Source organism: Nonomuraea sp. NPDC049625 (genome assembly GCF_040675285.1).
Lineage (GTDB): Bacteria > Actinomycetota > Actinomycetes > Streptosporangiales > Streptosporangiaceae > Nonomuraea > Nonomuraea angiospora_A.
The window spans coordinates 431,359-457,132 of sequence record NZ_JBFAOQ010000002.1; the positions used below are offsets into that span (position 1 = coordinate 431,359).

Annotated in this window: 26 protein-coding genes; 16 read left to right on the top strand and 10 right to left on the bottom strand. The window is 72.1% G+C overall.

The annotated features are described in order from the left end of the window. Positions 1–36: 36 nt before the first annotated feature. Complete coding sequence (locus AB0J87_RS09385; protein ID WP_363963728.1) at positions 37–1,182, bottom strand: sensor histidine kinase; 1,146 nt, start codon at positions 1,180–1,182, stop codon at positions 37–39. Between the two features lie 124 nt (positions 1,183–1,306). On the opposite strand from AB0J87_RS09385, the gene AB0J87_RS09390 reads away from it, so the two are divergent. Together AB0J87_RS09390 and AB0J87_RS09395 are read left to right on the top strand one after the other, a co-directional pair. Further along, entirely contained in the window at positions 1,307–2,116 is an 810-nt protein-coding gene (locus AB0J87_RS09390; protein WP_363963730.1) for a CPBP family intramembrane glutamic endopeptidase, read from the top strand. A gap of 85 nt (positions 2,117–2,201) precedes the next feature. After that, the gene (locus AB0J87_RS09395; protein ID WP_363963732.1) at positions 2,202–3,572 is read left to right on the top strand and encodes an amidase; all 1,371 of its coding nucleotides are present in this window, start codon (positions 2,202–2,204) and stop codon (positions 3,570–3,572) included. A gap of 122 nt (positions 3,573–3,694) precedes the next feature. Here AB0J87_RS09395 and AB0J87_RS09400 read toward each other — a convergent pair whose 3' ends face one another. Then, on the bottom strand, positions 3,695–4,216 hold the full coding sequence (locus tag AB0J87_RS09400; RefSeq protein ID WP_355191768.1) for a hypothetical protein: 522 nt from the start codon (positions 4,214–4,216) through the stop codon (positions 3,695–3,697). A gap of 63 nt (positions 4,217–4,279) precedes the next feature. Here AB0J87_RS09400 and murA point away from each other — a divergent pair, with 63 nt between their 5' ends. Beyond that, on the top strand, positions 4,280–5,590 hold the full coding sequence (murA, locus tag AB0J87_RS09405; RefSeq protein WP_363963734.1) for a UDP-N-acetylglucosamine 1-carboxyvinyltransferase: 1,311 nt from the start codon (positions 4,280–4,282) through the stop codon (positions 5,588–5,590). Positions 5,591–5,643: 53 nt separating this feature from the next. Further along, positions 5,644–7,872, top strand: a complete 2,229-nt coding sequence (locus AB0J87_RS09410) for a transglycosylase domain-containing protein (RefSeq protein WP_363963736.1) — start codon at positions 5,644–5,646, stop codon at positions 7,870–7,872. A 6-nt stretch (positions 7,873–7,878) separates the two neighbouring features. Here AB0J87_RS09410 and ybaK read toward each other — a convergent pair whose 3' ends face one another. After that, positions 7,879–8,334 (bottom strand): Cys-tRNA(Pro) deacylase, encoded by a 456-nt coding sequence (gene ybaK, locus AB0J87_RS09415; RefSeq protein ID WP_350729233.1) that lies wholly within the window; start codon positions 8,332–8,334, stop codon positions 7,879–7,881. A gap of 59 nt (positions 8,335–8,393) precedes the next feature. Then, entirely contained in the window at positions 8,394–9,137 is a 744-nt protein-coding gene (locus AB0J87_RS09420; protein WP_363963738.1) for a helix-turn-helix transcriptional regulator, read from the bottom strand. A gap of 53 nt (positions 9,138–9,190) precedes the next feature. On the opposite strand from AB0J87_RS09420, the gene AB0J87_RS09425 reads away from it, so the two are divergent. Next, the gene (locus tag AB0J87_RS09425) at positions 9,191–10,315 is read left to right on the top strand and encodes an MFS transporter (protein ID WP_363963740.1); all 1,125 of its coding nucleotides are present in this window, start codon (positions 9,191–9,193) and stop codon (positions 10,313–10,315) included. A 25-nt stretch (positions 10,316–10,340) separates the two neighbouring features. Here the strand turns inward: AB0J87_RS09425 and AB0J87_RS09430 are convergent, their stop codons facing one another. The 3 genes from AB0J87_RS09430 to AB0J87_RS09440 form a co-directional block, all read right to left on the bottom strand. Beyond that, positions 10,341–11,822, bottom strand: coding sequence for a trypsin-like peptidase domain-containing protein (locus tag AB0J87_RS09430; protein ID WP_363963742.1), 1,482 nt, complete (start codon positions 11,820–11,822; stop codon positions 10,341–10,343). 103 nt (positions 11,823–11,925) lie between these two features. Then, the gene (gene ligD / locus AB0J87_RS09435; RefSeq protein ID WP_363963744.1) at positions 11,926–12,936 is read right to left on the bottom strand and encodes a non-homologous end-joining DNA ligase; all 1,011 of its coding nucleotides are present in this window, start codon (positions 12,934–12,936) and stop codon (positions 11,926–11,928) included. 48 nt (positions 12,937–12,984) lie between these two features. Next, a complete protein-coding gene (locus AB0J87_RS09440; protein WP_350726229.1) occupies positions 12,985–13,179 on the bottom strand; it encodes a hypothetical protein in 195 nt (64 codons plus the stop codon). Positions 13,180–13,566: 387 nt separating this feature from the next. Between AB0J87_RS09440 and hisD the strand changes: the two genes are divergently transcribed. Genes hisD through hisF form a run of 9 tightly spaced genes read left to right on the top strand, consistent with a single transcriptional unit; the run spans position 13,567 to position 19,592 of the window. Next, positions 13,567–14,883 carry a histidinol dehydrogenase gene (hisD, locus tag AB0J87_RS09445; RefSeq protein ID WP_363963746.1) on the top strand — a complete coding sequence of 439 codons (1,317 nt, stop codon included), beginning with the start codon at positions 13,567–13,569 and terminating at the stop codon, positions 14,881–14,883. Further along, complete coding sequence (locus AB0J87_RS09450) at positions 14,880–15,950, top strand: histidinol-phosphate transaminase (RefSeq protein WP_363963748.1); 1,071 nt, start codon at positions 14,880–14,882, stop codon at positions 15,948–15,950. Before hisD ends, AB0J87_RS09450 begins: the two co-directional genes overlap by 4 nt. Continuing rightward, on the top strand, positions 15,947–16,540 hold the full coding sequence (gene hisB / locus AB0J87_RS09455; RefSeq protein WP_350726235.1) for an imidazoleglycerol-phosphate dehydratase HisB: 594 nt from the start codon (positions 15,947–15,949) through the stop codon (positions 16,538–16,540). The genes AB0J87_RS09450 and hisB overlap by 4 nt, the downstream gene beginning before the upstream one ends. Beyond that, entirely contained in the window at positions 16,537–16,692 is a 156-nt protein-coding gene (locus AB0J87_RS09460; protein ID WP_350726237.1) for a hypothetical protein, read from the top strand. The genes hisB and AB0J87_RS09460 overlap by 4 nt, the downstream gene beginning before the upstream one ends. Then, a complete protein-coding gene (gene hisH / locus AB0J87_RS09465; protein ID WP_363963750.1) occupies positions 16,683–17,321 on the top strand; it encodes an imidazole glycerol phosphate synthase subunit HisH in 639 nt (212 codons plus the stop codon). The genes AB0J87_RS09460 and hisH overlap by 10 nt, the downstream gene beginning before the upstream one ends. A gap of 28 nt (positions 17,322–17,349) precedes the next feature. Further along, positions 17,350–17,679, top strand: a complete 330-nt coding sequence (locus AB0J87_RS09470) for a hypothetical protein (RefSeq protein ID WP_192792284.1) — start codon at positions 17,350–17,352, stop codon at positions 17,677–17,679. Continuing rightward, positions 17,680–18,402, top strand: a complete 723-nt coding sequence (gene priA / locus AB0J87_RS09475; RefSeq protein ID WP_363963752.1) for a bifunctional 1-(5-phosphoribosyl)-5-((5-phosphoribosylamino)methylideneamino)imidazole-4-carboxamide isomerase/phosphoribosylanthranilate isomerase PriA — start codon at positions 17,680–17,682, stop codon at positions 18,400–18,402. 21 nt (positions 18,403–18,423) lie between these two features. Further along, positions 18,424–18,834 carry a Rid family hydrolase gene (locus AB0J87_RS09480; protein WP_355191788.1) on the top strand — a complete coding sequence of 137 codons (411 nt, stop codon included), beginning with the start codon at positions 18,424–18,426 and terminating at the stop codon, positions 18,832–18,834. Beyond that, positions 18,831–19,592 (top strand): imidazole glycerol phosphate synthase subunit HisF, encoded by a 762-nt coding sequence (gene hisF / locus AB0J87_RS09485; protein WP_363963754.1) that lies wholly within the window; start codon positions 18,831–18,833, stop codon positions 19,590–19,592. Before AB0J87_RS09480 ends, hisF begins: the two co-directional genes overlap by 4 nt. A 60-nt stretch (positions 19,593–19,652) precedes the next feature. Here hisF and AB0J87_RS09490 read toward each other — a convergent pair whose 3' ends face one another. The 3 genes from AB0J87_RS09490 to AB0J87_RS09500 form a co-directional block, all read right to left on the bottom strand. Beyond that, positions 19,653–21,014 carry a glutamine synthetase family protein gene (locus AB0J87_RS09490; protein ID WP_363963756.1) on the bottom strand — a complete coding sequence of 454 codons (1,362 nt, stop codon included), beginning with the start codon at positions 21,012–21,014 and terminating at the stop codon, positions 19,653–19,655. A gap of 62 nt (positions 21,015–21,076) precedes the next feature. After that, entirely contained in the window at positions 21,077–21,292 is a 216-nt protein-coding gene (locus tag AB0J87_RS09495; RefSeq protein WP_185079467.1) for a hypothetical protein, read from the bottom strand. Between the two features lie 128 nt (positions 21,293–21,420). Further along, complete coding sequence (locus AB0J87_RS09500; RefSeq protein WP_363963758.1) at positions 21,421–22,050, bottom strand: TIGR03085 family metal-binding protein; 630 nt, start codon at positions 22,048–22,050, stop codon at positions 21,421–21,423. A gap of 116 nt (positions 22,051–22,166) precedes the next feature. On the opposite strand from AB0J87_RS09500, the gene AB0J87_RS09505 reads away from it, so the two are divergent. Both AB0J87_RS09505 and AB0J87_RS09510 read left to right on the top strand, forming a co-directional pair. Further along, positions 22,167–23,957: an ABC transporter ATP-binding protein gene (locus AB0J87_RS09505; protein ID WP_363965030.1), complete on the top strand. Its 1,791-nt coding sequence runs from the start codon at positions 22,167–22,169 to the stop codon at positions 23,955–23,957. After that, a complete protein-coding gene (locus tag AB0J87_RS09510) occupies positions 23,954–25,735 on the top strand; it encodes an ABC transporter ATP-binding protein (protein ID WP_363963760.1) in 1,782 nt (593 codons plus the stop codon). The genes AB0J87_RS09505 and AB0J87_RS09510 overlap by 4 nt, the downstream gene beginning before the upstream one ends. The last annotated feature ends 39 nt before the right edge of the window (positions 25,736–25,774 follow it).

Sequence of the window (25,774 nt, forward strand, 5' to 3'; positions counted from 1 at the left end):
GCTCCGCCCGCACCTCCAGCGGCATTCTGATCGCCCTCACGTCGCCACCTTCGCCCGGGCGGGCAGCTCCGCCCGCACCTCGAAGCCGCCGCCCGGCCGGTCGCCCGCGACCAGGGTGCCGCCCACGGCGCGGGCGCGCTCGGCGAGCGAGCTCAGGCCGAACCCGTTACGTCCCTCGCGGTCGCGGCCCTTGCCGTCGTCGGCGACCGCCAGGACGACGGCCTCGCCGGAGAAGGTGAGCGTGCCGTCGACGTGGCGGGCCCCGGCGTGCCGGACCGCGTTGGTGAGCCCTTCCTGCAGCACGCGGTAGAGCACCAGCTCCACGTCGGGCTCCAGGGGCACCTCGCCGCCCACCACCTCGAAGGACACCGCCAGCCCCGTGCCGTCGAACGACGCCGCCAGCCGCTCCAGCGCCGCGCTGCCGACGCGGCCCTCGAGCGCGAGCGGGCGCAGCGCGCGGACCCACCGGCGGGCGTCGGCCAGCGCCTCCACGGTCAGCCCCTTCGCCTGGCGCACCTCGTCCCAGGCGGCCTCGGGGCGGCGCGAGCGGAACCGCTCGGCGTTCTCCAGGCTCAGCTTGATCACCGTCAGGTGGTGGCCGATGGAGTCGTGCATCTCGGCGCCCATCCGCGCCCGCTCCTGGGCGACCGTCAGCTCCCTGACCCGGGCCAGCAGCCGCCGCGCCTCCTCCCGCCTGTGCCGCGCCTCCAGCACGGCCGACGTCATGCCCAGCACGAACGCGGCGAAGACGACGGTGACCACCGTCTGCACGGTGGCCTCCGGAATGCCGTAGGCCACCGCGGTCGTGACGAAGAGCCCGCCCATCAGGCAGCCGACGATGACGGCCGCGGTCCGCATGCCGTGGACGAACGCCACATTGGCGATCGCCAGGAGCGTCAGCAACTGGTGGATCTCGGCCGAGCCCGTGAGTCCCAGGGCGAACGTCGCCAGCAGGAACGCCACCGGAAGAGGCCGCCGCCACCCTTCGCAGCGCCGCCAGGGCAGCAGCAGCCAGAGCACGGCCACGAGCGCCAGGTTGACGCCGAAGGGCACGGCCCACGGCGGCGTCGAGGGCTCGGCCGCGTACGCGACGGCCCCGGTGGCGACGAGCACCACCCAGAACACGACGGTGAACAGGACGGGCCGGTCGGGGACGCGCAGCCGGGCCAGAGGACGCTGCATGGCTTCGACCATAGTTTCCCGCGAGCGCGTTGTGATCCTCCTTGAGGACCCATGACGAAGGTCATGGCGGGTTCAGACCGCGGGCCGATGTGCGGCGGCGCAGGGCTGCCTAGCGTGACGGTCCATGAAAGCCACTCAGCCTGTCTGGGCCGTGCCGATCGCCGTCGTCGCGATGTTCGCGCAGGTGTACGGCGGCTCCCTTCCCGCGATGCTGCTCTTCGACCGGGGGGACCCCCTCTATCAGCCGGTGGGCGTGATCGGAGTCACGCTGGCCTCGCTCGGGCTCGTCTGCCTGATCCGCCGCTTCCTCGGCCGCCAGTCGTGGCGGGGCGTGGGGCTCACGAGGTCCTGGCGGGCCGTGCCGCACCTGCTGGCGGGCGTGCTGGCCGGCGCGGCCGCGGTGATCGCCTCCAACGCTCTGTCGGTGGCGCTCGGCGTGGCCGCCTGGCTGCCGTGGGACGTGATGCGCGCCCAGCTCCCCTACCTGCCGCTCTACGTCGCCATAGTCCTGCTCGGCCAGGCGTTCCCCGAGGAGCTGCTGTGGCGGGGGCACCTGTTCGACACGCTGTCGGGCCGGCTGTCCCCGAGGGCCGTGCTGATCGTGGTGTCCGTGTGCTTCGGCGCGCTGCACATCCTCTCCCGGAGCCCGGCGGACACGCCCGCCGAGCGCCTGCTCTACGTGCTCCAGGCGATCGGCATCGGCTTCGCCTGCGCGGCGGCGCGGGCGCGCACCGGAGCGGTGTGGATGGCGGTCGGCGTGCACACCGGCTTCCACACCGGCAACATCGTGCTCCCGACCCAGGACATCCAGTACGGCGTGCAGCTCGTCATCGTGGCCTGCGCGCTCGCCGTCACCGGCCTGCTCATCCTGGCCAGACGGAGGGACGGCCACACCGCGCCACCGGAACGGGGGCTGGTGCGGGAGAGTTCCTGAGCGGTGGTGATCCGACGAGCGGTCGCGGCCGGGGTGGGCAACCCTCGCCGTCGTCGGGCCGCGGCCCGTGGGGGAGGATCCAAGGGTGAGCGAACTGCACTACTCGACCGCGACCGAGCTGGCGCACCTGATCAGGACCAGGCAGGTGAGCGCCGTCGAGGTCGTCCAAGCCCACCTCGACCGCATCGAGCAGGTCAACCCGCGCGTCAACGCCATCGTGACCCTGGTCGCCGAGCAGGCGCTCGACGCGGCCAAGGCGGCCGACGCGCGGGAGCCGGCCGGTCCGCTGCACGGCCTGCCCGTCGCGCACAAGGACCTCGTCGACACGGCCGGCATCCGCACCACGTACGGATCGCCGCTCTTCGCCGACAACGTCCCGGCCCAGGACGACCTGATCGTCCGGCGGCTGCGCGCCGCCGGGGCCATCACCATGGGCAAGACCAACACACCGGAGTTCGGCACCGGCTCCCACACCGTCAACGAGGTGTTCGGCGCCACCGGAAACCCCTACGACCTGTCCAGGTCCGCCGGAGGCAGCAGTGGGGGCGCGGCCGCGGCCCTGGCCACCGGCATGGTCCCGCTGGCCGACGGGTCCGACATGGGGGGCTCGCTGCGCAACCCGGCCTCCTTCTGCAACGTCGTCGGCCTGCGCCCGACCCCGGGCCGCGTCCCCGACCCGTCCGACACCAACGCCTGGTACACGCTGTCCGTGCAGGGGCCGATGGCCAGGACGGTCGAGGACGTGACGCTGATGTTCGGGGCGATCGCCGGGTTCGACCGGCGCTCCCCGTACTCGATCAAGGAGGTCTTCGCCCCCGAGCCGGAGGAGGGTGTGCGGGGGCTGCGCGTGGCGTGGAGCCCGGACCTGGGCGGCCTGCCGGTGGACCCGAGGACGGCGGCCGTCACCGCGACGGCGCCGGCGGTGTTCGAGCGGCTGGGAGCCCTGGTCGAGCAGGTCGAGCTGGACCTGTCGGAGGCCGAGGACGCGTTCCGGACCTACCGGGCGTGGAACTACGCGCTGTCCTTCGGCGACCTGACCGGGCTAGGCCCCAACACCGCGTGGAACGTCGAGCAGGGCCGCAAGGTCACCGGCGCCGACCTGGCCCGGGCCGAGCGGGGCCGCAGCCGCCTCTACCAGCGGATGGCCGCTTTCTTCGACACCTACGACGTGCTGATCGCGCCCGTCAGCCAGGTGCCGCCGTTCCCGGTCGAGCAGCCTCACGTCAGCGAGATCAACGGGGAGCCGATGCCCGACTACCTCGCCTGGATGCGCTCCGCGTACTGGATCAGCGTGCTGCACGCGCCGGCCGCGTCCGTGCCGGCCGGGTTCACGGCGGACGGGCTTCCGGTGGGGGTGCAGATCGTGGGCCGGCCGTTCGAGGACGCCAGGGTCCTGCGCGTGGCCCGCGCGTTCGAGCAGGCCACCCGGCACGGCGAGCGCCGCCCACCGCTCTAGCCGCCGCACGGGGCGGGTCGTCGTGCGGGCGGGTCAGACGGGCTCAAGCGGGTCGTCGTGCGGGTGGGTCGGAAGGGCTCGGGCGGGTCGCCGTTCGGGCGGGTCAGACGGGTTCGGGCGGGTCAGAGGGGTTCGGGCGGGTCGCCGTACGGGTGGCGCAGCGGCGACTCGCGGTACCCGTGCATGCCCTCCAGGAACCCGAACAGCCCCACCGCCAGCAGCGGCCAGGACACCAGCACGCCGGAGGCCGTCAGCTTCAGCGCGCCCGGGACGACCTTCACCCCGGGCGTGGCGGCGGCCTCGATGACGACCGCCCCGATCGTGAACGTGGACCCGACCCACAGCGTCAGCATCGCCCCCAGGACGCCGCCCGCGCAGAGCCCGAGCAGCACCGGCAGCATCCACCGCCGCGCCGCGAACCACGCGACCCCGCCGCACAGCAGCCCCAGCCCGCCGGTGATCACCGCGAACCACCCGTCGGCCGCGATCAGCGCCTGCGTGGACGGGTCGGCCAGCACCGTCCCCTGATCGGTGACCTGGTACGGCGCCCGTGGCGTGATCCCTGACCAGACCAGCCCGGCAGCCGCTCCGAGAGTGGCAAGTGCGAGGACAGTTACCGCGAAAGCGCGCACTTCCCTCGTCACGCCACTCCTCCTTACATGTGTGTCCGAATCAGCTCGATGGTATCCCCCGGCTAGGCTCGCCTCGTGATTGCAGAAGAGGTCTGGTTGATAGAACCCTCCGGCCCGCTCCGGGGGGACGTCGAGGTACGCGGCTCCAAGAACGGAGTCTCCAAGCACATGGTCGCCGCCATGCTGGGCGGCGGGGAGAGCAGCATCCACAACGCCCCGGAGGTAGGCGAGGTGGAGATCACCGCCGCCATGCTGCGGGCGCTGGGCATCCATGTCGAGATCTCCCGCACGGAGATCAGGATCGCGCGGGGACAGGCCATCGAGCCGAGGGTGCCCGACGCGTTCACCGGCCTGAACCGCATCCCCATCCTCATGCTCGGCCCGCTCCTGCACCTGGCGGGGGAGGCGTTCGTCCCGCTGGTGGGCGGCGACCCGATCGGGCGGCGGCCGGTCAACTTCCACGTGGAGGCCCTGCGCGCGATGGGCGCCGAGGTGGAGGTGGGTGACACCGGGATCTTCGCCAAGGCCGGCCGGCTCCACGGCACCCGGATCGAGCTGCCGTACCCGAGCGTCGGCGCCACGGAGACGGTCCTGATGTCGGCGGTCCTGGCCGAGGGCAAGACGGTGCTGAAGAACGCCGCGATGGAGCCCGAGGTGGTGGAGCTGGCGCTGTTCCTGCAGCGGATGGGGGCCAGGATCGAGCTCTCCCCCGACCGCAGGATCGTCATCGAGGGCGTCGAACGGCTGCGCGGCGCCTCCACCTGGCTGACCGGCGACCGCATCGAGGCGTTCTCCTACCTGGCGGCCGGCCTGGTCACCGGGGGAGAGGTGCGGGTGCACGGCTGCCCGCAGGACCGCCTGGTCACCGCGATCACCACGCTGGCCAGGATGGGCGCCCAGTTCGACATCAACGACGAGTACCTGTGCGCCACCGCGCCGCCCGAGGGGCTGCGCTCGGCGGCCGTGCAGACCGACACCCACCCCGGGTTCATGACGGACTGGCAGACGCCGCTCATGGTGCTGTTCACGCAGAGCCAGGGCATGTCGGTGCTGCACGAGACGGTCTTCGAGAACCGCCTGGTGTACGTGCCCGCGCTGCAGAAGATGGGCTGCGAGATCGAGGTGTTCGACCAGTGCCTGGGCGGGCCGGCCTGCCGGTACCACGACACCAACGCCAGGCACTCGGCCGTCGTACGCGGCGTGTCCAAGCTCAAGGGCGCCGACGTGACGCTGCCCGACATCCGGGCGGGGTTCTCGGCCGTGCTGGCGGCCGCCGTCGCCGACGGGCCGTCCACGCTGCGCGGCGTGCACCACATCGAACGCGGTTACCACCGGCCGTTCGAACAGTTCGCCTCGCTCGGTCTGCACATCCGCAGGCAACGGTAAACAGGTGACAAGCGGGCGTTTGGCGCGGATCCGGACGTCGCAGATCATGTGACGTGACCGTACTCAGATCCGTCGGCGCGCTCGGGCTGGCGGGGGCGCTCGGAGGGGTGCTGACCGCGGCACTGGCCGCGCCCGTGGTGAGCGGGGGCGGCATCGCCGCCAAGAACGTCGCGAGCACCTTCGTCGACCTGCCGCCCGCCCCGCGTGAAGAGCCCCTGGACCAGGTGACCAGACTGCTGGACAAGGACGGCAGGACGTTCGCCCAGTTCTACGAGGCCAACCGGACGGCCGTGCGGCTGAGCGCCGTCGCCCCGGTGATGCGCAAGGCGATCGTGGCGATCGAGGACGCCCGCTTCTACGAGCACGGCGGCCTCGACATCCGGGGCACGTTCCGGGCGCTGCTCACCAACACGCAGGCCGGCGGCATCAAGCAGGGCGGCTCGTCCCTGACGCAGCAGCTCGTCAAGAACATCCTGATCGAGGCCGCCCGCACCGAGGCCGAGCGCGACCGCGCCCGCGCCCCGAACCTGGCCCGCAAGATCACCGAGCTGCGGCTCGCGCTGGCGCTGGAGAAGAAGTACCGCAAGGACGAGATCCTGGAGCGCTACCTCAACATCGCCTACTTCGGCGCCGGAGCCCACGGCGTGGAGGCGGCGGCCAGGCGCTTCTTCTCCACGTCGGCCTCCCGGCTGACCCTGGGCCAGGCGGCCACGCTGGCCGGCGCGGTGCGCATGCCGTACTCGACCGACCCCTCGCTCGGCCGGGACCATCGCGAGCGCCTGAAGACGCGGCGGGACCTCGTGCTCGACCGCATGGCCGGGCTGAAGCTGATCAGCCCGCAGGAGGCGGCGAGCGCCAAGGCCGCGCCGCTGGCCATCAAGCTCAGGCCCGAGCCCGGCGGGTGCGAGCAGAGCGCCTATCCCTTCTACTGCCTCTACGTCCAGCGCGAGCTGCTGTCGAACCCCGTCTTCGGCAACACCGAGGCCGAGCGGCGGACCAGGATGGCCAGGGGCGGCCTGACGATCAGGACCAGCCTCGACCCGATCGCGCAGAGCGCCGCCGAGCAGGCCATCCGCCGCCACGTCTGGCCGGAGGACACCGAGGTGGCCGCCGAGGCCATGGTCGAGCCGCGAACCGGGCGGATCAGGGCGATAGCGGCCAGCAAACGCTTCGGCCGCAACCCCGGCAACCGGAAGAACGGCCCCAAGACCACCTTCAACCTGGCCGCGGACGTGGCGCACGGAGGCGGTCAGGGGTTCCAGGCCGGGTCGACGTTCAAGGTGTTCACGCTGGCCACGGCGCTCCAGCAGGGGTGGCGGTTCGGCGACGGCTTCAACACCCCGGGCGAACTCGTGCCCGGGCAGGGCTACCGCGACTGCGCGGGCCACGCCGTGAACGACCCGGACACCCGCATACTCAACGCCACCGGCGAGGGCTCCGGCGGCCCGCACAGCATCGAGACCGGCACCTGGAAGTCGGTGAACATCTTCTACATGATGCTGGAGCGCAAGGTCGGGCTCTGCAACGTGGTGCGGACGGCCAAGGCGCTCGGGATCGCCAGGGCGGACGGGGAGCCGCTGAAGGAGGTGCCCACGTTCACGCTGGGCGTGAACGAGATGGATCCGGTGACGGTGGCGGCGGCGTTCGCGGCGTTCGGGGCCAGGGGGATCTACTGCCGGCCGCTGGCGATCGTCGAGATCGTCGGCAGGGACGGGCGGCGCACCCACGTGCCGCCCGCCTGCGAGCGCGCCATCGAGGAGGAGGTCGCGGACGCGGTCAACTACGTGCTGGAGGGAGTCTTCTCCAAGGGCACCATGCAGGGCCAGAGCATCGGGCGGCCGGCCGCCGGCAAGACGGGTACCAACAACGGCTACACCTCGGCCTGGTTCGCCGGTTACACGCCGGCGCTGGCGGCGGCGGTCAGCGTGGGGGACATCCGCGGGTCGTACCGCTTCCCGTTGCAGGGGGTGCAGATCGGGGACGACTACTACGGAGCGGTGCAGGGGGCGTCGCTGCCCGGGCCGATCTGGGTGGAGTCGATGGAGTCAGCGCTGCGGGACGTCGAGCCCAAGGGCTTCTCCGGGCCGGACATGGCCCGCTTCGGCGGCGGCAACACGCCGGGGCTGGAGCAGGCGCTCGCCGAGGAGGAGCGGAAGAGGCGCGAGGCGGAGGGCGGCCGGGGACGCGGCGACCACCCCTTCTTCTGGGGACGCCGGCGGCTCTTCGAATGGCTCGTCGGCCAGTCGCCCCTGGAGAGCTCGGAGCCCGGGCGGCGGCGATGAGCGCGGTCAGGAGGACTTGCCGATGGGGGCGGTGACGGCCCTGGTGAGCGTGATGAGGTTGTCGGGCGCGGTCTCGATCTGGAGGCCGCGCTTCCCGGCCGAGAAGTAGATCGTCTCGAAGTCGAGCGCCGAGGAGTCGACCACCGTCGGGAGCTGCTTGCGCTGGCCCAGGGGGCTGATGCCGCCCACGACGTAGCCGGTGACGCGCTCCACCTTGGCGGCGTCGGCCATGGCGGCCCGCTTGCTGTTGAGAGCGCCGGCCAGGGCCTTGAGGTCGAGCTTGCCCGACACGGGCACGACCGCCACCGCCAGCCCGCTCTCCACCTCGGCCACCAGCGTCTTGAAGATCCGCTCGTACGGGACGCCGAGCGCGTCCGCGGCCTCCTCGCCGTAGGCCTGGGCCGAGGCGTCGTGCTCGTACGGGTGGAGCGTGAACTCGGCCTTGGCCTTGGTCAGCGCCATGGTGGCCGGGGTCCCGCCCTTGCCTTTCGATTTGCTCACAGGATCACATTGTAGCGAATCTACAATGTAAAGGCCTTGCCCGGGGTGTACCCGAACGCCCGCCCGAACACGTCGATGAACGCGCTCGCCGAGGCCCACCCGCACCGGTGGGCGACGGTGGTCACGGCGACGCCGTCGGCCAGCAGGAGCAGCGCGTGGTGCAGGCGGAGCTGGGTGCGCCACTGCGGGAAGCTCATGCCCAGCTCGCGCTGGCACAGCCTGGCCAGCGTACGGTCGCTGGTGCCGGCCTGGACGGCCAGCTGCGCCAGGGTCCTGCTGTCGGCGGGGTCGCGGCGCAGGATCGCGCAGACGGCGGCCAGCCTGGGGTCGCGGGCGGTGGGCAGGTGCAGCCGCTGCTCGGGGGCGCGCTTGAGCTGATCGACGAGCACGGCCCACAACCTCTCGCGCTCCCCGCCGTCCGGTGGGGAGAACTCGTCGGAGGTGTAGGTGATGATCAGCTCGCGGAGCAGGGGGCCGACGACGAGGACGGTGGGGTGGCCGAGGCCGAGGGGGTTGTCGGCGAGGCCCACCAGGCGCAGGTCGGTGTCGCCGTGGGCGCGGTGTTCGTGGACGGTGCCGGCCGGGATCCAGATGGCGCGGTTGGCCGGGGCGACCCAGGTGCCCGCGCCGGTGGTGACCGAGAGCACGCCGCGGCAGGCGTAGACGATCTGGTGGGTGTCGTGCCGGTGCGCGTCGATGCCCGCACCGGGGGCCAACGGCCGTCGCCCCGTCGGCGCTTCGGGCAGATGGCGGATTGCCGTCATGAATTGGCATTTTATCGGAAGCGGGCCAGCCGCCATCGGGAAAGGATCGGGGGGTGAACAGGACCCCCATGCTCGCCGCCGGCCACGCGGCCGTGGACTTCTACCAGGGCGCCGTCCCCGCGCTCGTGCCCTTCCTGGTGGCCGGCCGCGGCTACGGGTACGTCGCCGTGTCCGGCATCGTGCTGGCCGCGACGCTGCTGTCGTCGGTCGTGCAGCCGGTGTTCGGGGTGCTGACGGACAAGTGGCGGATGCCGTGGCTGATCCCGGTGAGCACGCTCGTCGCGGGCGCCGGGGTGGCGCTCGGCGGGGTGACGGACTCCTACGTGCTGACCTGGCTGGCCGTGGCGCTGTCCGGCCTCGGCGTGGCGGCCTACCATCCGGAGTCCGCGCGGCTGGCCAGGATCGCGAGCGAGGGCAGTCACGTGCGGATGAGCTGGTTCTCGCTGGGCGGGACGCTGGGGTTCGCGTCGGCTCCCGTGCTGGTGACGCCGTTGCTGGCGGGGTGGGGGTTGGGCGCCTCGCCGTTCCTGGCCGCGCCGGCGGTGCTGGGGGCGGTGGCGACGCTCCCGGCGGTCCGGGCGCTGGCCGGGGGAGGGCCGGCGGCGCGGGCCGCGGCCCCGGTGTCGGGCCGGGACGACTGGCCGTCGTTCGTCAGGCTGACGCTGGTGATCGTCTTCCGTTCGGTCGTGTACGTCGGGCTGAGCGCCTTCGTGGCCCTCTACCTGGGCGGCGGGGCGGCAGGCGCGGTGGCGCTGTTCGTGCTGTTCGCGGGCGGGGCGGTGGGGACCGTGCTGGGTGGCAGGCTGGCGGCCCGGTGGGGGCGGATGCGGACGATGCGCCTGGCCTACGCGCTGGCGGTCCCGGCGGTAGCGGGGGTGGTGCTGGCGCCGGGACCTGTCGCGTACGTCTTCGTCGCGGCCTCGTCGATCGCCCTGTATGCGCCGTTCTCGCTGCATGTGACGCTGGGCCAGGACTTCCTGCCCACCCGGGTGGGCACGGCCGGCGGCGTGACCCTGGGGCTCGCGGTGAGCGTGGGCGGCCTGGCCAGCCCGCTGGTGGGCGCGCTCGCCGAGGCCACCACGTTGCGGACGGCGCTGGCGTGCCTGATCGTCTTCCCGGCCCTGGCCTGGCTGCTGGCCAGGACGCTGAAGGAGCCGGTGCTGGAGCCCGCCGCCTGACCTCCCGCAGCCCGGGAGGCGCCGGTCAGCGGCGGTAGGTGGAGAGGGCGACGGTGCTGGTGTTGTCGACCTGGTTCGTGTCGAGGCGGCTCGAGTCCACGTGCGCGGTGACGCGCGGGTAGCGGGCGGCCCGGCGGGTCACGCGGACGCGGGCGGTGAGCTGGACCGGGCGCTCGGGGTGGATGGCGGCGATGGTGCAGGTGGCCTGCCTGCCCGAGCGCTTGCATGAGGCGCCGTTCACCGAGGACAGGCTCGTACCGGCCGGGAGGTTGAACGTGACGGGCACCTGGGCGGCGCCCATCAGCCCGCGCATGGTCACGGTGGCCCTGACGTTCGCGGTGCCGCCGCCGCGCCTGACCGCGCGGCGCGGGCCGGAGGTGCTGATGGACAGCGCGTCGTACACCCCCTGCGGGTCGGCCTGCTTGATGATCGCGCCGTAGCTCTCGGTGTTGAGGGCGTTCGCGACGGAGTAGCCGTCAGCCCCGCCGTCCTCCGTGCCCGCCGACAGCACGCCCATCAGGTCGTCGGTGTCTCGGAGCAGCCACGGGCCGCCGCTGTGGCCCTTGAACAGGTGGCAGTTGCGCGTCTCCATGCGTCCGCCGGCCGACGTGGCGGTGATGCGGGAGGCGAAGAGGGTGCCGGTGTCGGCGATGCCGCCGGCCGGCTCGGTCTTGGCCAGGCACCAGAGCTGTTCCCGGCCGTCGTACGGCTTCCTGCCGGCCACGCCGGGGTAGCCCGTCGTGGCGACGGTGTACGCGCCGCCCTGGTTGCGGATCGGGGTGAAGGCGCCGACGGCGTCCTGGAGCGTGCGGCTCTTCCTGCCGACCTCGATGAGGGCGATGTCGTAGTGCGAGTTCCAGTCGCCGCCGCTCATGCCGGTGTAGGGGTCGGGCTTCCACGCCCGCAGGGCGCCCCACCGCCCGTACGGCTCGCGGCCCCGCACGTCGGCGGCCTGCCCGTCGTACGCGGGCACGAACGCGAAGTTCGTGTGCCACCGGCCGGCCGACGCTCCCAGCGGCACGCTGTACACGCAGTGGGCGGCGGTGACGATGAGCAGCCCGACCGCCGAGCGCACGACGGACGCGCTGCAGGAGTCGTCCAGCCCGCTGGAGTTGACGTAGAACAGCCGGCCGGTGACGCGGCTCTGGGTGGCGGCGGTGTAGGGGCGGGGCATGGGGGCGTAGCCGTTGGCGTCCCCGCCCGGGGTGATCCGTTTGCCCTCCGGCACGCTGCGCAGCTGACCCAGCGCCTCCAGGCTCTTCGGCAGCTCCATGACGCCCTGGGCCTGCGCTTTCAGGCTCTTGGGCAGCTCCGTGGCGTTGGCCTGGGCCTGCTTGCTCGCGGTCCAGTAGCGCACGGCGCGGGCGGGGCGCATCAGCGGGGACGACGCGGCGCCCCAGGCGCGGTCCTGGACGGGCGTCAAAGGGGGCTGCTGCCCGGCGGTCGCGGGCACCGCGAGCGCGACGCCGGCCAGCGTGGTGAGCGTGGTGACCAGGACCTTCGGCACGGTGTCCCCTTTGAGTGAAATCGGCAACGTCTCGATCACTCTAGGTTACGAAATGCAGACGAAGCGTAGTTAGGCGCTCCGTGTCGCCATAGCTTCCCGGGGCTCAGCCGGCCGCGGCGTCGCCGGTGCGGCCGGGGGGCAGGAACTCGGCGGTACTGGTCTCCGACGGCTCGCGATCGGGCCGCAGCCCGCGCCACGACGGGTGGCGCAGGCGGCTGTCGCCGGTGACCTCGGCGTACTGCACCTCCCCGACCAGGCGCGGCTCCACCCAGCGCGCGTCCATGGCGTGCTCGCGCGGCACCGGCTCGTCGAACGGCGGGTCGGCGCGTTCCAGGGACGCCAGGCGTTCGCCCAGGTCGCGCAGCATGACCTCGGTGAACCCGGTCCCGACGTGCCCCACGAACCGCAGCCGCCCCCGCTGGTCGTAGGCGCCCAGCAGCAGCGACCCGATCATCCCCGAACGCCGCCCGCCCCCCGGCTTCCAGCCGCCGATCACGACCTCGGCGGTGCGGACGTTCTTGACCTTCGTCCAGTCGCTGCTGCGCCGGCCGGGCCGGTACGGCGAGCCCATCCGCTTGCACACGACCCCTTCGAGCCCGAGCTGCCGGGAGGAGTCGAACGCGAGCCCGGCGTGGTCGGCGAACCACACGGGCACCTCCCAGCGGTAGCCGGGCGTGAACGTGGTCTCGAGCAGTTCCCTGCGGGCGCTGTAGGGGCGGGAGACGGTGCTGTCCTCGTCGAGGTGCAGGATGTCGAACGCCATGAACGTCACCGGCACCGACCTGGCCAGTTCGGCCACCGCCGCCGGGTTGCGCTGGTGCATCCGGGGCTGCAGCGCCTCGAAGCTGGGCCGCCCGGTCTCGTCGAACGCCACGATCTCCCCGTCGATCACGGCGGGGTGCCCGCCGGTGGCGCCGGCCATGAGCTGGAGCTCGGGGTAGGCGGGGGTGATGTCCTTGGCGTTGCGCGACATCAGGCGGACGGCGCCGCCCTGGAGGTAGGCGAGGGCGCGCACGCCGTCCCATTTCATCTCCACGGCCCAGTCCGCACCCTGGACGGAGGTCAGGGTGCCGAGCTGCGCCAGCATGGGCGCGTAGGCCGGCAGCCGCACCATGGTGCAGGCCGTACCCCGGAGGGCTGATCGACAGTGGCGGGCCGGGGTCTACAGATGGTCAAGCGCGGTGTCCTCGACGAGCTCGGCCAGGTCCACGCCGTGGGCGGTGAGCTCGGCGACGGTGGCGCAGTAGCCCTGCAGGTACGTCGTGCCGTTGACCCGGTGCGAGACACGCAGCAGCGGGCGATCGTCCAAGATGATCGCCTCGACCAGGATGCCGCCGGGGGCTCGCCACTGTCCCACCCCGGTAACTGTAGGGGTGCGGACAGAATGGACACGTAATGGGAAAGTACGCACCTGGCCTTGCCGGGCGGGGTGATGGCTTTTCCGGGACATGGGTGCTCGACCTTTGGGTAAAGAGAAATTGGCGCCTTTTTGGGCGTTCGGCGTTATCGGGGGGTTCGGGGCGGGCAGGGGTGACGGCTCTCGGCTTTCCCGGCCGTGGCCATGCCCCCGCGACGGCCACGGCGATGCCCCGGCGGGCCCGGTCCGGGGCTGTGGCGGCCGCGGGCTGCGACGTCGGCGAGCGTCGCCCGCGGCCGCCCTCCGCACGGCCGGGTGAGGGGCGGCACGCCGTCCCGGATGGTGGACAGAACCTGATTAAGGGGCCGGACTCCGTAGACTGTGATGGTGATTTCCCGTATTGACATGCGTGGTTCTCTTCCGGAGAACCTGCGCGACGTGCTGCCCCGCGCCGAGCTCGACGTCGAGGCCGCCCTGGAGAAGGTGCGGCCCATCTGCGACGACGTGCGCCATCGCGGGGCGGCAGCCGTACGGGAGCTGACCGCCAGGTTCGACGGCGTCGAGATCGCCTCCACCCGCGTCTCCGCCGAGGCCATCGACCGGGCCCTGCGCGAGCTCGCCCCCGAGGTCAGGGCGGCGCTGGAGGAGTCGATCAGGCGGGCCAGGCTGGTCCACCGCGACCAGCGGCGCACCGACGTCACCACCCAGGTCGTGCCCGGCGGCACCGTGACCGAGCGGTGGGTGCCGGTCGACCGGGTGGGCCTCTACGTCCCTGGCGGCCGCGCGGTCTACCCCTCCAGCGTGGTCATGAACGTCGTCCCGGCGCAGGAGGCCGGCGTCGGCTCGCTGGCCGTGACCAGCCCGGCGCAGAAGGAGTACGGCGGGCTGCCGCACCCCACGATCCTGGCCGCGTGCGCGCTGCTCGGCGTGGACGAGGTCTACTCGGTGGGCGGGGCGCAGGCGGTGGCCATGTTCGCCTACGGCACGGAGGAGTGCCCGCCCGCCACGATGGTGACCGGTCCGGGCAACATCTGGGTGGCGGCGGCCAAGCGGCTGCTCAAGGGACGCATCGGCATCGACTCCGAGGCGGGCCCGACCGAGATCGCCGTCCTGGCCGACGAGACGGCCGACCCGGTCCACGTGGCCGCCGACCTGATCAGCCAGGCCGAGCACGACCCGATCGCCGCCGCCGTGCTGGTCACCACCAGCGTCGAGCTGGCCGACGCGGTCGAGAAGGAGCTGCCGGGCCAGGTGTCGGCGACCAGGCACTCCGAGCGCATCGCCGAGGCGCTGGGCGGCAGGCAGTCGGGCATCGTGCTGGTCGGCTCCATCGACGACGGCATCAAGGTCGTGGACGCGTACGCCGCCGAGCACCTGGAGATCCACACCGCGAACGCCGCGGAAATAGCCGGAAGAATCCGGAACGCCGGGGCCATCTTCGTGGGTCCGTACGCTCCCGTGTCGCTCGGCGACTACCTCGCCGGGTCCAACCACGTGCTGCCCACGGGCGGCTGCGCCTGCCACTCCAGCGGCCTGTCGGTGCAGTCGTTCCTGCGCGGCATCCACGTCGTCGACTACACCCGCGACGCTCTCGCCGACGCGGCGGCCCACGTGTCGGTCCTGGCGGACGCCGAGGACCTTCCGGCCCACGGCGCCGCGATCCGCGCCCGATTCGACTGGCAGATTCCCACGGAGACCGCGTGAACCTCGACGACCTGCCCATCCGAGACGACCTCCGGGGTAAGTCGCCGTACGGCGCGCCCCAGATCGACGTCCCCGTCAGGCTCAACACCAACGAAAACCCCTACCCACCCTCGCCCGAGCTGGTCGCCGACCTGGCCGAGGCGGTCAGGGAGAGCGCGGGAGAGCTCAACCGCTACCCCGACAGGGACGCCACGGCCCTGCGCGCCGACCTGGCCGGCTACCTCGGCCACGGCCTGACCACCGAGCAGGTGTGGGCCGCCAACGGCTCCAACGAGGTGCTCCAGCAGATCCTGCAGGCCTTCGGCGGCCACGGCCGCACGGCCGTCGGGTTCGAGCCCTCGTACTCGATGCACCCGATCATCACCAGCGGCACCAGCACCGAGTGGATCTCGGCCAGCCGCGAGGACGACTTCTCGATCGACCCCGGCAAGGCGACGGCGGCCATCGAGGAGCACCAGCCCGACATCGTGTTCCTGGCCTCGCCCAACAACCCGACCGGCACCGCCCAGCCGCTCGAGACCATCGAGGCCGTCCTGGCCAGCGCCCGGGGCATGGTCGTGGTCGACGAGGCCTACGCCGAGTTCGCCCGCGAGGGCACGCCGTCGGCGCTCACCCTGCTGCCCGAGCACCCCCGGCTGATCGTCACCAGGACGATGTCCAAGGCGTTCGCCATGGCGGGCACCCGGCTCGGCTACCTCGCCGCCCACCCGGCCGTGGTGGAGGCGCTGCTGCTGGTGCGCCTGCCGTACCACCTGTCCACGCTCACCCAGACGGCGGCGCGCGTGGCGCTGCGGCACCGCGCCGAGCTGCTGGGCACGGTCGACGCGCTGCGGCGCGAGCGCGACGACACGGTCGCGTGGCTGCGCTCCAAGGGCCTGGCCGTGGCCGACTCCGACGCCAACTTCGTGCTGTTCGGGCGCTTCCCCGACCGGCGCAAGGTGTGGGAGGGGCTGCTGGAGCGCGGGGTGCTCATCCGCGAGGTGGGCCCGCCACAATGGCTGCGGGTGTCGATCGGCACCGGTGAGGAGATGGCGGCCTTCCGTGCCGCCCTGGAAGGAGTCTTGTGAGTCGCGTAGGCCGCGTCGAGCGCGTTACGAAGGAGACCTCGGTCCTGGTGGAGGTCGGCCTCGACGGCACCGGCCGGGTCGAGGTGGCCACCGGGGTCGGCTTCTTCGACCACATGCTGGCCCAGCTGGGCAAGCACGGGCTGTTCGACCTGACGGTCAAGACCGAGGGCGACCTGCACATCGACTCCCACCACACGATCGAGGACACCGCGCTCGCGCTGGGCGCGGCGTTCCGCGAGGCGCTGGGCGACAAGTCGGGCATCAGGAGGTTCGGCAGCGCGTCGTGCCCGCTGGACGAGTCGCTCGCCCAGGTCACCGTCGACCTGTCCGGACGCCCCTATCTCGTGCACTCCGAGCCCGAGGGCATGGCGCCGATGATCGGCCCCGAGTACGACACGACGATGACCCGCCACATCCTGGAGTCGCTCGTCGCGCAGGCCGCGATCTGCCTGCACGTCCACGTACCCTACGGCCGCAACGCCCACCACATCGTGGAGGCCCAGTTCAAGGCCCTGGCCAGGGCGCTGCGCGAGGCGTCCGAGCTCGACCCGCGCGCCACGGGCGTGCCGAGCACCAAGGGCGTCCTATGACCGAGAACACCATCGCCATCGCGATGGTGTTCATCGGGCTGTTCCTGATCGGCGGCGTGTTCTCGCTGGCCAAGCAGGGGCTGAAGATCGGTGCGGCCGTCTGCGCGCTGGGCGCGGCGATGGCGATCACGGCGGGGGTGCTGTGGTGGTAGGCAAGAAGGTCGTGGTGCTCGACTACGGGTCGGGCAACCTGCGCTCGGCCGAGCGGGCGCTGGCCAGGGTCGGCGCCGACGTGACCGTCACGTCCGACTTCGACGCCGCCATGGACGCCGACGGGCTGGTGGTGCCGGGCGTCGGCGCGTTCGAGGCGTGCATGACCGGGCTCAAGAGCGTGCGCGGCGAGCGGATCATCGGGCGGCGCCTGTCCGGCGGGCGTCCGGTGCTGGGCATCTGCGTGGGCATGCAGATCCTGTTCGCCCGGGGCGTCGAGCACGGCGTGGAGACTGAGGGCTGCGCCGAGTGGCCGGGCACGGTGGAGCGGCTGGAGGCGCCCGTGCTGCCCCACATGGGGTGGAACACGGTCAAGGCGCCCGCCGACAGCGTGCTGTTCGCCGGGCTCGACGCCGCGACCCGCTTCTACTTCGTGCACTCGTACGGGGTGCGCGAGTGGGAGCTGCACACCGGCGAGGGGTTCGCCGAGCCGCTGGTCACCTGGGCCGAGCACGGCGTCCCGTTCGTGGCCGCCGTCGAGAACGGCCCGCTCAAGGCCACCCAGTTCCACCCCGAGAAGTCCGGCGACGCCGGAGCCGTGCTGCTGAAGAACTGGCTCGGCACGCTGTGAGCGCGCCGATCACCCGATCCAGGCTCTCATGAGCAAGGAACGCGCGCGCCGCAGGGCCGAGCGGGAGGCGGAGCGGGCGCGCGCGATCCGGGCCAACGAGGAGCGGCAGGCGCGCCGGGCCCGCCGCCGCGCCCTCCTGGCCCGGCTGACCCCGCGCCCGGTGCGGTTCTACCGCCAGGGCGGCCTGATCGCCCGCCGCCACCGCGCCCAGAACATCGTGGTCGCGCTGGGCTTCCTGTTCGTCCAGGCCATCGTGTGGCTGGTGTGGGGCTCGCTCCCGCTCAGCCTCGCCGTCCTGGTCTTCTCGCTGCTGCTGGTGCCCGTTGTCGTGACCCTCGCTTTCGACCGGAGGATCTGAATGTCGCTCGTATTGCTGCCCGCCGTGGACGTCGTCGACGGCCAGGCCGTACGCCTGGTGCAGGGCGAGGCCGGGACCGAGACCGGTTACGGCGAGCCGCTGGCCGCCGCGCTGGCCTGGCAGGAGGCGGGCGCCGAGTGGATCCATCTGGTCGACCTGGACGCCGCGTTCGGCCGGGGCACCAACCGGGAGCTGCTCGCCGACGTCATCGGCCGGCTCGACGTGAACGTGGAGCTGTCCGGCGGCATCCGCGACGACGACTCCCTGGCCGCCGCGCTGGCCACCGGCTGCCGCCGGGTCAACATCGGCACCGCCGCCCTGGAGAATCCCGAGTGGTGCCGGAAGGTCATCGCCGAGCACGGCGACAAGATCGCGGTCGGGCTCGACGTGCGCGGCACCACGCTGGCCGCCCGCGGCTGGACCGAGGACGCCGGTGACCTGTGGGAGGTCCTCGACCGCCTCGAGGCCGACGGCTGCCCCCGTTACGTCGTCACCGACGTGACCAAGGACGGCATGCTGAAGGGCCCCAACCTCGACCTCTACCGCCGGATCCTGGCCCGCACCGGCCGGCCGGTCGTGGCCAGCGGCGGCGTCTCCTCCATCGACGACCTGGTCGCTCTCGCGTCCCTCGTCCCCGACGGGCTGGAGGGCGCCATCGTGGGCAAGGCCCTCTACGCTCATGCGTTCACACTGGAAAACGCGCTAGCCGCAGTACGTGTGTAGCTCTTGCCGGGAGGGGGCGAGATGAGCGTCAGCATCTTTGGTATGGAAAGCACCGGTCGCAGGGTGTTTTCCGGCGGTATCTGGGAGGAGCGGTACGGCTATGCCCGTGCCGTCGTGGCGGGTGACCGGGTGATCGTGTCCGGCTGCACCGCCACGGTCGACGGAGAGGTGCGCCATGTCGGCGACGCCTACAGACAGAGCCTGACCGCGATCGACATCGCGCTGGAGGCCGTCCTGATGGGCGGTCTGACCAGCGAGGACGTGGTCATGGTCCGTTACTATGTGGTGGAGCAGCGCCACTTCGACCTCGTCGGGCAGGCCATCGGCGAGGTCTTCGGCAAGGTGCGCCCCGCCTGCACCGGAGTGAGGGTGGCCGGGCTGGTCGACCCGAGAATGCTGGTCGAGATCGAAATCGAGGCACACCGAGCATGACCGTAGCCGTAAGAGTCATCCCCTGTCTCGACGTGGACGCCGGCCGCGTGGTCAAGGGCGTCAACTTCGAGAACCTCCGTGACGCGGGCGACCCGGTCGAGCTGGCCAGGCGCTATGACGAGGAGGGCGCCGACGAGCTGACCTTCCTCGACATCACCGCGTCGTCCGGCGAGCGGGAGACCATGCTCGACGTGGTGCGCAGGACCGCCGAGCAGGTGTTCATCCCGCTCACCGTCGGCGGCGGCGTGCGTTCGGTGGAGGACGTCAACCGCCTGCTGCGGGCCGGGGCCGACAAGGTGTCGCTCAACACGGCGGCCATCGCCAGGCCCGAGCTGCTCACGGAGGCGTCCCGGCGGTTCGGCGCCCAGTGCGTCGTGCTGTCCGTGGACGCCCGCCGCGCGCCCGGCACCCCCAGCGGGTTCGAGGTGACCACGCACGGCGGTCGCCGCGGTACCGGGATCGACGCGGTGGAGTGGGCGGCCCGCGGCGAGGAGCTCGGAGTGGGGGAGATCCTGCTCAACTCGATGGACGGTGACGGCACGCTCGACGGCTACGACCTGGAGATGCTGCGCGCGGTCCGCGCCGCGGTGCGGGTGCCGGTGATCGCCAGTGGCGGCGCCGGCCGGCTGGAGGACTTCCCTCCGGCGGTGGCGGCGGGCGCCGACGCCGTGCTCGCGGCGTCGGTGTTCCACTTCGGCACGCTCAAGATCTCCGAGGTCAAGGACACGCTCCGGATGGCGGGCCACCCGGTCCGCTAGCCCGCCGGGGCGGGTGTCACCGCGTGCGGGCGGGTCGCGAGGCCCGCCTGCGCGCGTCCGTCAGAAGACCCGCAGGTGGTGGAACAGCTCGTACGCGACGTCCTTCGCGGCGAACGCCGCCGCCTCCGAGCGCTTGACCGCCAGGTACGCGCTGCGCCGCAGCGGCCCCAGCGCCTCCATGAGCACCTCGTCGGCCTCCAGCGCGTCCAGCGCCTCGTCCAGCGAGGCGGGCAGGCGGGTGTACTGGCCGGGCCGGGTGTCCGGGTCCACGTCCACGGCGGGCCCCGGGTCCAGCTTGCGCCGGATGCCGTCCAGGCCGGCGTGGATGACGGCCCCGAGCGCCAGGTAGGGGTTGGCGGAGGAGTCAGACGGCTTGAGCTCCAGGTTGGGCTCGCCGCTCTCGCCGAGCGGGGAGCACACGCGTACCGCGGCCTCGCGGTTGTCGGGTCCGTGGACGGCGTACGCGCTCGCCCAGGTGCGGGGCGCCAGCCGCCGGAAGCTGTTGACGCTCCCGCACGTGAGCGCCGTCAGGCCGGGCAGGTGGGCCATCAGGCCGCCGATGAACCCGTCGCGCACCTCGCCGTCCTCGGCGAAGACGTTACGGTTGTCGCTCCACAGGGACAGATGCAGGTGGGCGCCGTTGCCCGCCTGGTCGGCCAGCGGCTTGGGGGCCAGCGTGGCCCACATTTGCATGCGCATCGCCGTGCCGCGCACGGTCTCGCGGTAGAGGACGTGGTTGTCGGCGGCGCGCAGCGCGGGCGCGTGGCGCACGGACAGCTCCTGCTGGCCGGGCCCCAGCTCGGGATGGTAGTGCTCGACCCGCAGCCCCTGCGTCTCCAGGGCGTGGATGAGCTTGATCGTGTAGTCGTGGGCCGTGTCGAACCCGGCGTTGGCGTAGCACAGCGAGTCGTCGAGCGGGACCAGCCGGTCGGGGCCGCCGGCCGGGTCGGGCAGGCGGCGGCCGAGCGTGAACTCCGGCTCGAACGCCGCGACCAGCGTGTAGCCCTCGGTGGCGAGCTCGGCGATGGCCTCCTTGAGGAAGGTGCGCGCGCAGGCCCCCCACGGCGAGCCGTCCGGCAGGCGCAGGTCGGACAGCATCGCCGCCGCGCCCGGTGCATGGGGCAACGGGACGTAGGTGGCGGGGTCGGGGACAATGCGTACCTCGCCCACCGGACCCATGTGCTCGACCTCCTGGAGCTGGTCGAGCATGTTCATCGCCATCATGGCCACCGTGTGCCCGATGCCCGTGCTGAGCCGTTCCGCCAACCTCGACCGGGACGCGGCCTTGCCCCGGATCACGCCACCGTGGTCGGCGTACAGAAAACGGATCAGCTCGATTCCCTCGAGCTCGGTTCGCTCGAGGATCCGCCGCGCGTTGGGATCGAGCTGATTGATCTTTGTGCCGCTCGGGCGATCTCTCATCCTGCCTGCGTAACACGATCCGGCAGCGCGGGGAAGCATCTGGCGCAGACAGAAGCCTCGCGTCAGGTCAGAACATTTGTGAAGAACACAGCCAATTGGTCTGCTCCGTGAAGGATTCCTTCAAACACTCCGTTGACCGCCGCCGCAGCCTGGGTCGGCTTGGTGAACAGGTAGAACACCACGAACGCGACAGCCACGTAGGTGATCACCTTCTTGACCTGCATGGGGGCCTCCTGCAGTCCATTCCCAGCCGTATATACCCGGATCTGGGCGATCATCGGCATCTTCTGTGAAGATGTACATGATCCTAACCGGGGGGCTTCCTTACAGAGCCAATGGTAAGCGCAGAAGGTCTGGCGTGAACCCCTTGTTCACCGGGATTTCCGTGATAGGCCGTCCGGATCGCTCAGACGCCGAGGGAGGCGCCGCGCAGTCGTTCGACGTCCTCCGGGTCGCCGGTCAGCTCAACCCTGGTGTGCCGCTGCCGTCCGAAGCAGAACATGAGCAGCTCGGCCGCCCGGCCGGTGACCTCGACGCGCGCGCCTCCGCGGGGGCCGCCGAGCGCCACGCCGCCGCCGAGCCGGTGCAGCACCACGCCCACCGGCGCCTTGCGCAGCATCAGCCGGGCCCCGCCGGCGACCCGCTTCCAGATGAGCCGTTCGAGGTCGTCGGACAGCTCGCGGGGCTCCCATGACGGCTGGGCGCGGCGGACGTCCTCGTGGTGGACGAAGAACTCCAGCGTGTTGACGGCGTCGTCGAGGAAGGGCAGCAGCCCGTAGACGCCGCCCGGCTCGCGCACCAGGCCGACCAGCTCGGGGAAAGGGTGCTTGGCCTTGAGGCCGTTCTGCACCGAGGCGGTGTAGCCGGCGAGGGGCTTGAGCGCGATGCCGCCCATCGCGTCGGGCCTGCGCTCGCGCAGCGCGAGGTGGGCGGCCAGGTCGTAGGTGGTCCAGCCCGTGCAGAGCGTGGGGGCGTCGGGACCGAGGCGGTCGAACAGGTCGCAGAGCGCGGAGCGTTCGTCGCGAGCGTACGTCACGTGGTCAACCCTACCGGTGGGAATAACGTGCATATCTGGAGTGATAGTGACTTAGGCAGATATGTCGGATTGGAAGGGGAACGTGCCGCGTGGCGACCAAGGTCACCTCGGCCGTGATGCGTCAAGGGCTGCGTGTCCTTGGGGTGGCCATTCAGACGGAGAAAGCGGTGTTCGCGCTGGCGGTGCTGGCCAGCGCGGTCTACGGCGGCATGACCGTCGCGTCCGCGTGGGCGCTGGGCTGGGCGACGCAGAACGTGGTGCTGCCGGCCTTCGGGTCGGGCCGCATCGCTTCGGGGGCGCTCTGGACGGGGGTGCTCCTCATCGTCGGGACGGCGCTGCTCAAGGCGGTCGGCGTGGCCGGGCGCCGCATCCTGGCGGGGGTCATGCAGTACCGCATGCAGGCCAGGTCGCGCAGGGACGTGACCAAGCAGTACCTGAGGCTGCCACTGTCCTGGCACCACCGGCACCCGACCGGGCAGCTCCTGTCGAACGCCAGCGCCGACGCCGAGGCCGCCTGGGCGCCGCTCGCGCCGCTGCCGATGGCCGTGGGCGTGATCGTCATGCTGTTCACCGCGGCGATCGCGATGCTGTTCACGGATCTCGTGCTCGCGCTGGTGGGTTTCTTGATTTTTCCGGCGATCGCCGTACTTAACCTGATTTATCAGCGCAAGCTCAGCCCGCTGGCCACCCGCGCGCAGCAGCTGCGCGCCGAGGTCAGCGAGATCGCGCACGAGAGCTTCGACGGCGCGCTCGTCGTCAAGACGCTCGGCCGGGAGGAGCTGGAGACCGACCGGTTCCGGCGGCGCGCCCACGAGCTGCGCGACGCCAACATCGCGGTCGGGCGCGTGCGCGGGCTGTTCGACCCGCTGCTGGAGGCGCTGCCCACGATCGGCGTGCTCGCCGTGCTCGCCGTCGGCGCGGCGCGGCTGTCCGCCGGTGCGATCGACTCCGGCGACCTGGTGCAGGTGGCGTACCTGTTCACGCTGCTGTCCTTCCCGATCAGGGCGCTCGGCTGGGTGCTGGCCGAGCTGCCGCGCAGCGTCGTCGGCTGGCAGCGGGTGCAGGCCGTGCTGGAGGCCACCGGCTCCATGGAGTACGGCGGCGTGGCCGCCACGACCGCCTCCACCCCCGCCGCGCTGGAGATCTCCGGCGTCTCGTACGCCTACGGCGAGGCCCAGGTGCTCCACGACGTCACCTTCGACGTGCCCGCCGGCCGTACCGTCGCGCTGGTCGGGCCCACCGGCTCGGGCAAGTCCACGCTCGTGCAGCTGCTCGTGCGGCTCGTGGACCCCGGCACGGGACAGGTGCTGCTCGACGGCGTGGACCTGCGCGAGCTGGCCTACGGCGGCATCGCCGAGTCGGTGGCGCTGGTGCCGCAGCAGACGTTCCTGTTCGACGACAGCGTGCGCGGCAACATCGCGCTCGGGCTGGAGGCGGGCGACGAGGACGTGTGGGCCGCCCTGCGGCTGGCCCAGGCCGACGGGTTCGTGGCCAGGCTCGCCGACGGGCTCGACACGCGGGTCGGCGAGCGCGGCGCGACGCTGTCCGGCGGCCAGCGCCAGCGCCTCGCGCTGGCCCGCGCGGTCGTGCGCCGGCCCCGCCTGCTCATCCTCGACGATGCCACCTCCAGCGTGGACCCGCAGGTCGAGGCCAGGATCCTGTACGGGCTGCGGGACGCGGCCGAGTCCTCGACCGTCGTGGTCGTCGCCTACCGGATGGCCACGATCGCCCTGGCCGACGAGGTGGTCTTCCTCGACCACGGCCGGGTCGTGGACCGGGGCTCGCACGAGGAGCTGCTGGAGCGCTGCGAGGGCTACCGCAACCTGGTGACCGCCTACGAGCGCGAGGAAGCCGAGCGCGCCGCCATCGACCTGCAGGCAGAAGAGGAAGAAGGGGTCAGCGCATGACGGCGCAGAGCATCCAGGGCAACTCTGAACGTTCCGCGCTGGCCACGATCCGGCATGGGCTCTCGCTCACGCCCGAGTTCCGCAAGGGGCTGGCGGGCACGCTGGCGCTGGCCGTCATCGCGACCATCGGCAAGATCATCGTGCCGATCGCGGTCCAGCAGACGATCGACACGGGGCTCAAGGGCGGCTCGCCGGACATTCCGTACATCACCAAGGCTGTTCTTATCTGCGCGGCCGCGGTGCTGCTCACGGCCCTGGCCGCGTACGTCATGAACGTCCGCCTCTACAAGGCCACCGAGTCGTCCCTGGCGACCCTGCGCGTGCGCGGCTTCCGCCACGTGCACGACCTGTCGGTGCTCACCCAGAACACCGAGCGGCGCGGCTCCCTGGTCTCGCGCGTCACCAACGACATCGACCAGATCAGCGCGTTCATGCAGTGGGGCGGGCTGATGATCATCGTGGCGTTCGGGCAGCTGTTCGTGGCGACCGTGCTCATGTTCGTCTACTCCTGGCAGCTCACCCTGCTCGTCTGGGCGTGCTTCATCCCGCTGATGATCGCGCTGCCGCGCTTCCAGCGGCTGCTGTCGCGGGCGTACACGATCGTGCGCGAGCGCACCGGCGACATGCTGGCGGCGGTCAGCGAGTCCGTCGTCGGGGCCACCGTCATCAGGGCGTACGCCTCCGAGCGCCGCACCGCCGAGCGCATCGACACCGCCGTGAACGCCAACCGCCGCGCCCAGGTCAGGGCGCAGACCATCGTCGGCTTCGTCTTCCCCCTGACCGAGATCGTGGCCGCCGTCGCCATCGGCGCGATCGTGCTGCTCGGCGTGCGGCTCGGCCTGTCGGGCGACATCACGCAGGGGCAGCTGGTGGCGTTCCTGTTCCTGGTCACGCTGTTCGTCTCGCCGCTGCAGACGGCCACCGAGGTGCTGAACGAGGCCCAGAACGCCGTCGCCGGCTGGCGCCGCATCCTGGGCGTGCTCGACACGCCGGCCGACGTGGCCGACCCCGGCGACCAGGGCGTGACGCTGCCCCGCGGCCCCATCTCGGTCGCCTTCGAGAACGTGCACTTCTCCTATCCCGGCGGCGCGCCCGTGCTGCGCGAGGTCACGGTGGACATCCCGCCGCGCTCGCGGGTCGCGGTGGTGGGGGAGACGGGGTCGGGCAAGACCACGTTCGCCAAGCTCCTGACCCGCCTCATGGACCCGGCCGCGGGCCGCGTCACGGTGGACGGCCACGACCTGCGCGACGTCCGCTTCTCCTCGCTGCGCGAGCGGATCGTCATGGTGCCGCAGGACGGCTTCCTGTTCGACGGGACGCTGGAGGAGAACGTCCGCTACGGCAAGCCGTCGGCCACCGCCGAGGAGATCCGGCTCGCGATGACCGAGCTGGGCCTGGCCGACTGGCTGGAGGGCCTGCCCGCCGGGCTGGACACCCCCGTGGGCCAGCGCGGCGAGTCCCTCTCCGCGGGTGAGCGGCAGCTCGTCGCCCTGGCGCGGGCGTACCTGGCCGACCCCGACCTGCTCCTGCTCGACGAGGCCACCTCGGCGGTGGACCCGGCCACGGAGGTACGGCTGGCGCGGGCGCTGGAGGGCGTGACGCGGGGCCGTACGGCCGTCTCGATCGCGCACCGCCTGTCGACGGCGGAGAACGCCGACGAGGTCCTGGTCTTCGACGCGGGCCGCCTGGTGCAGCGCGGCCCGCACGCCGAGCTGGTGGGGGAGCCGGGCGTGTACGCCGACCTGCACGCGTCGTGGATCTCCGCGGCCCGCTCCTGACCGGACGTGACGTCCCTGCCCGCGTGCCCGATCAACCGG

Excerpts from the sequence above, each read along its gene's own strand:
- ybaK (WP_350729233.1), bottom strand. The coding sequence starts at position 8,334 with ATGGCGCTGACCAAGGCCAAGGCCGAGTTCACGCTCCACCCGTACGAG.
- AB0J87_RS09510 (WP_363963760.1), top strand. The coding sequence starts at position 23,954 with ATGACGGCGCAGAGCATCCAGGGCAACTCTGAACGTTCCGCGCTGGCC.
- priA (WP_363963752.1), top strand. The coding sequence starts at position 17,680 with ATGTCGCTCGTATTGCTGCCCGCCGTGGACGTCGTCGACGGCCAGGCC.
- hisF (WP_363963754.1), top strand. The coding sequence starts at position 18,831 with ATGACCGTAGCCGTAAGAGTCATCCCCTGTCTCGACGTGGACGCCGGC.
- AB0J87_RS09390 (WP_363963730.1), top strand. The coding sequence starts at position 1,307 with ATGAAAGCCACTCAGCCTGTCTGGGCCGTGCCGATCGCCGTCGTCGCG.
- AB0J87_RS09490 (WP_363963756.1), bottom strand. The coding sequence starts at position 21,014 with ATGAGAGATCGCCCGAGCGGCACAAAGATCAATCAGCTCGATCCCAAC.
- AB0J87_RS09470 (WP_192792284.1), top strand. The coding sequence starts at position 17,350 with ATGAGCAAGGAACGCGCGCGCCGCAGGGCCGAGCGGGAGGCGGAGCGG.
- AB0J87_RS09420 (WP_363963738.1), bottom strand. The coding sequence starts at position 9,137 with ATGACGGCAATCCGCCATCTGCCCGAAGCGCCGACGGGGCGACGGCCG.
- ligD (WP_363963744.1), bottom strand. The coding sequence starts at position 12,936 with ATGGTGCGGCTGCCGGCCTACGCGCCCATGCTGGCGCAGCTCGGCACC.
- AB0J87_RS09480 (WP_355191788.1), top strand. The coding sequence starts at position 18,424 with ATGAGCGTCAGCATCTTTGGTATGGAAAGCACCGGTCGCAGGGTGTTT.
- AB0J87_RS09505 (WP_363965030.1), top strand. The coding sequence starts at position 22,167 with ATGCGTCAAGGGCTGCGTGTCCTTGGGGTGGCCATTCAGACGGAGAAA.
- AB0J87_RS09495 (WP_185079467.1), bottom strand. The coding sequence starts at position 21,292 with ATGATCGCCCAGATCCGGGTATATACGGCTGGGAATGGACTGCAGGAG.
- AB0J87_RS09460 (WP_350726237.1), top strand. The coding sequence starts at position 16,537 with ATGACCGAGAACACCATCGCCATCGCGATGGTGTTCATCGGGCTGTTC.
- AB0J87_RS09385 (WP_363963728.1), bottom strand. The coding sequence starts at position 1,182 with ATGCAGCGTCCTCTGGCCCGGCTGCGCGTCCCCGACCGGCCCGTCCTG.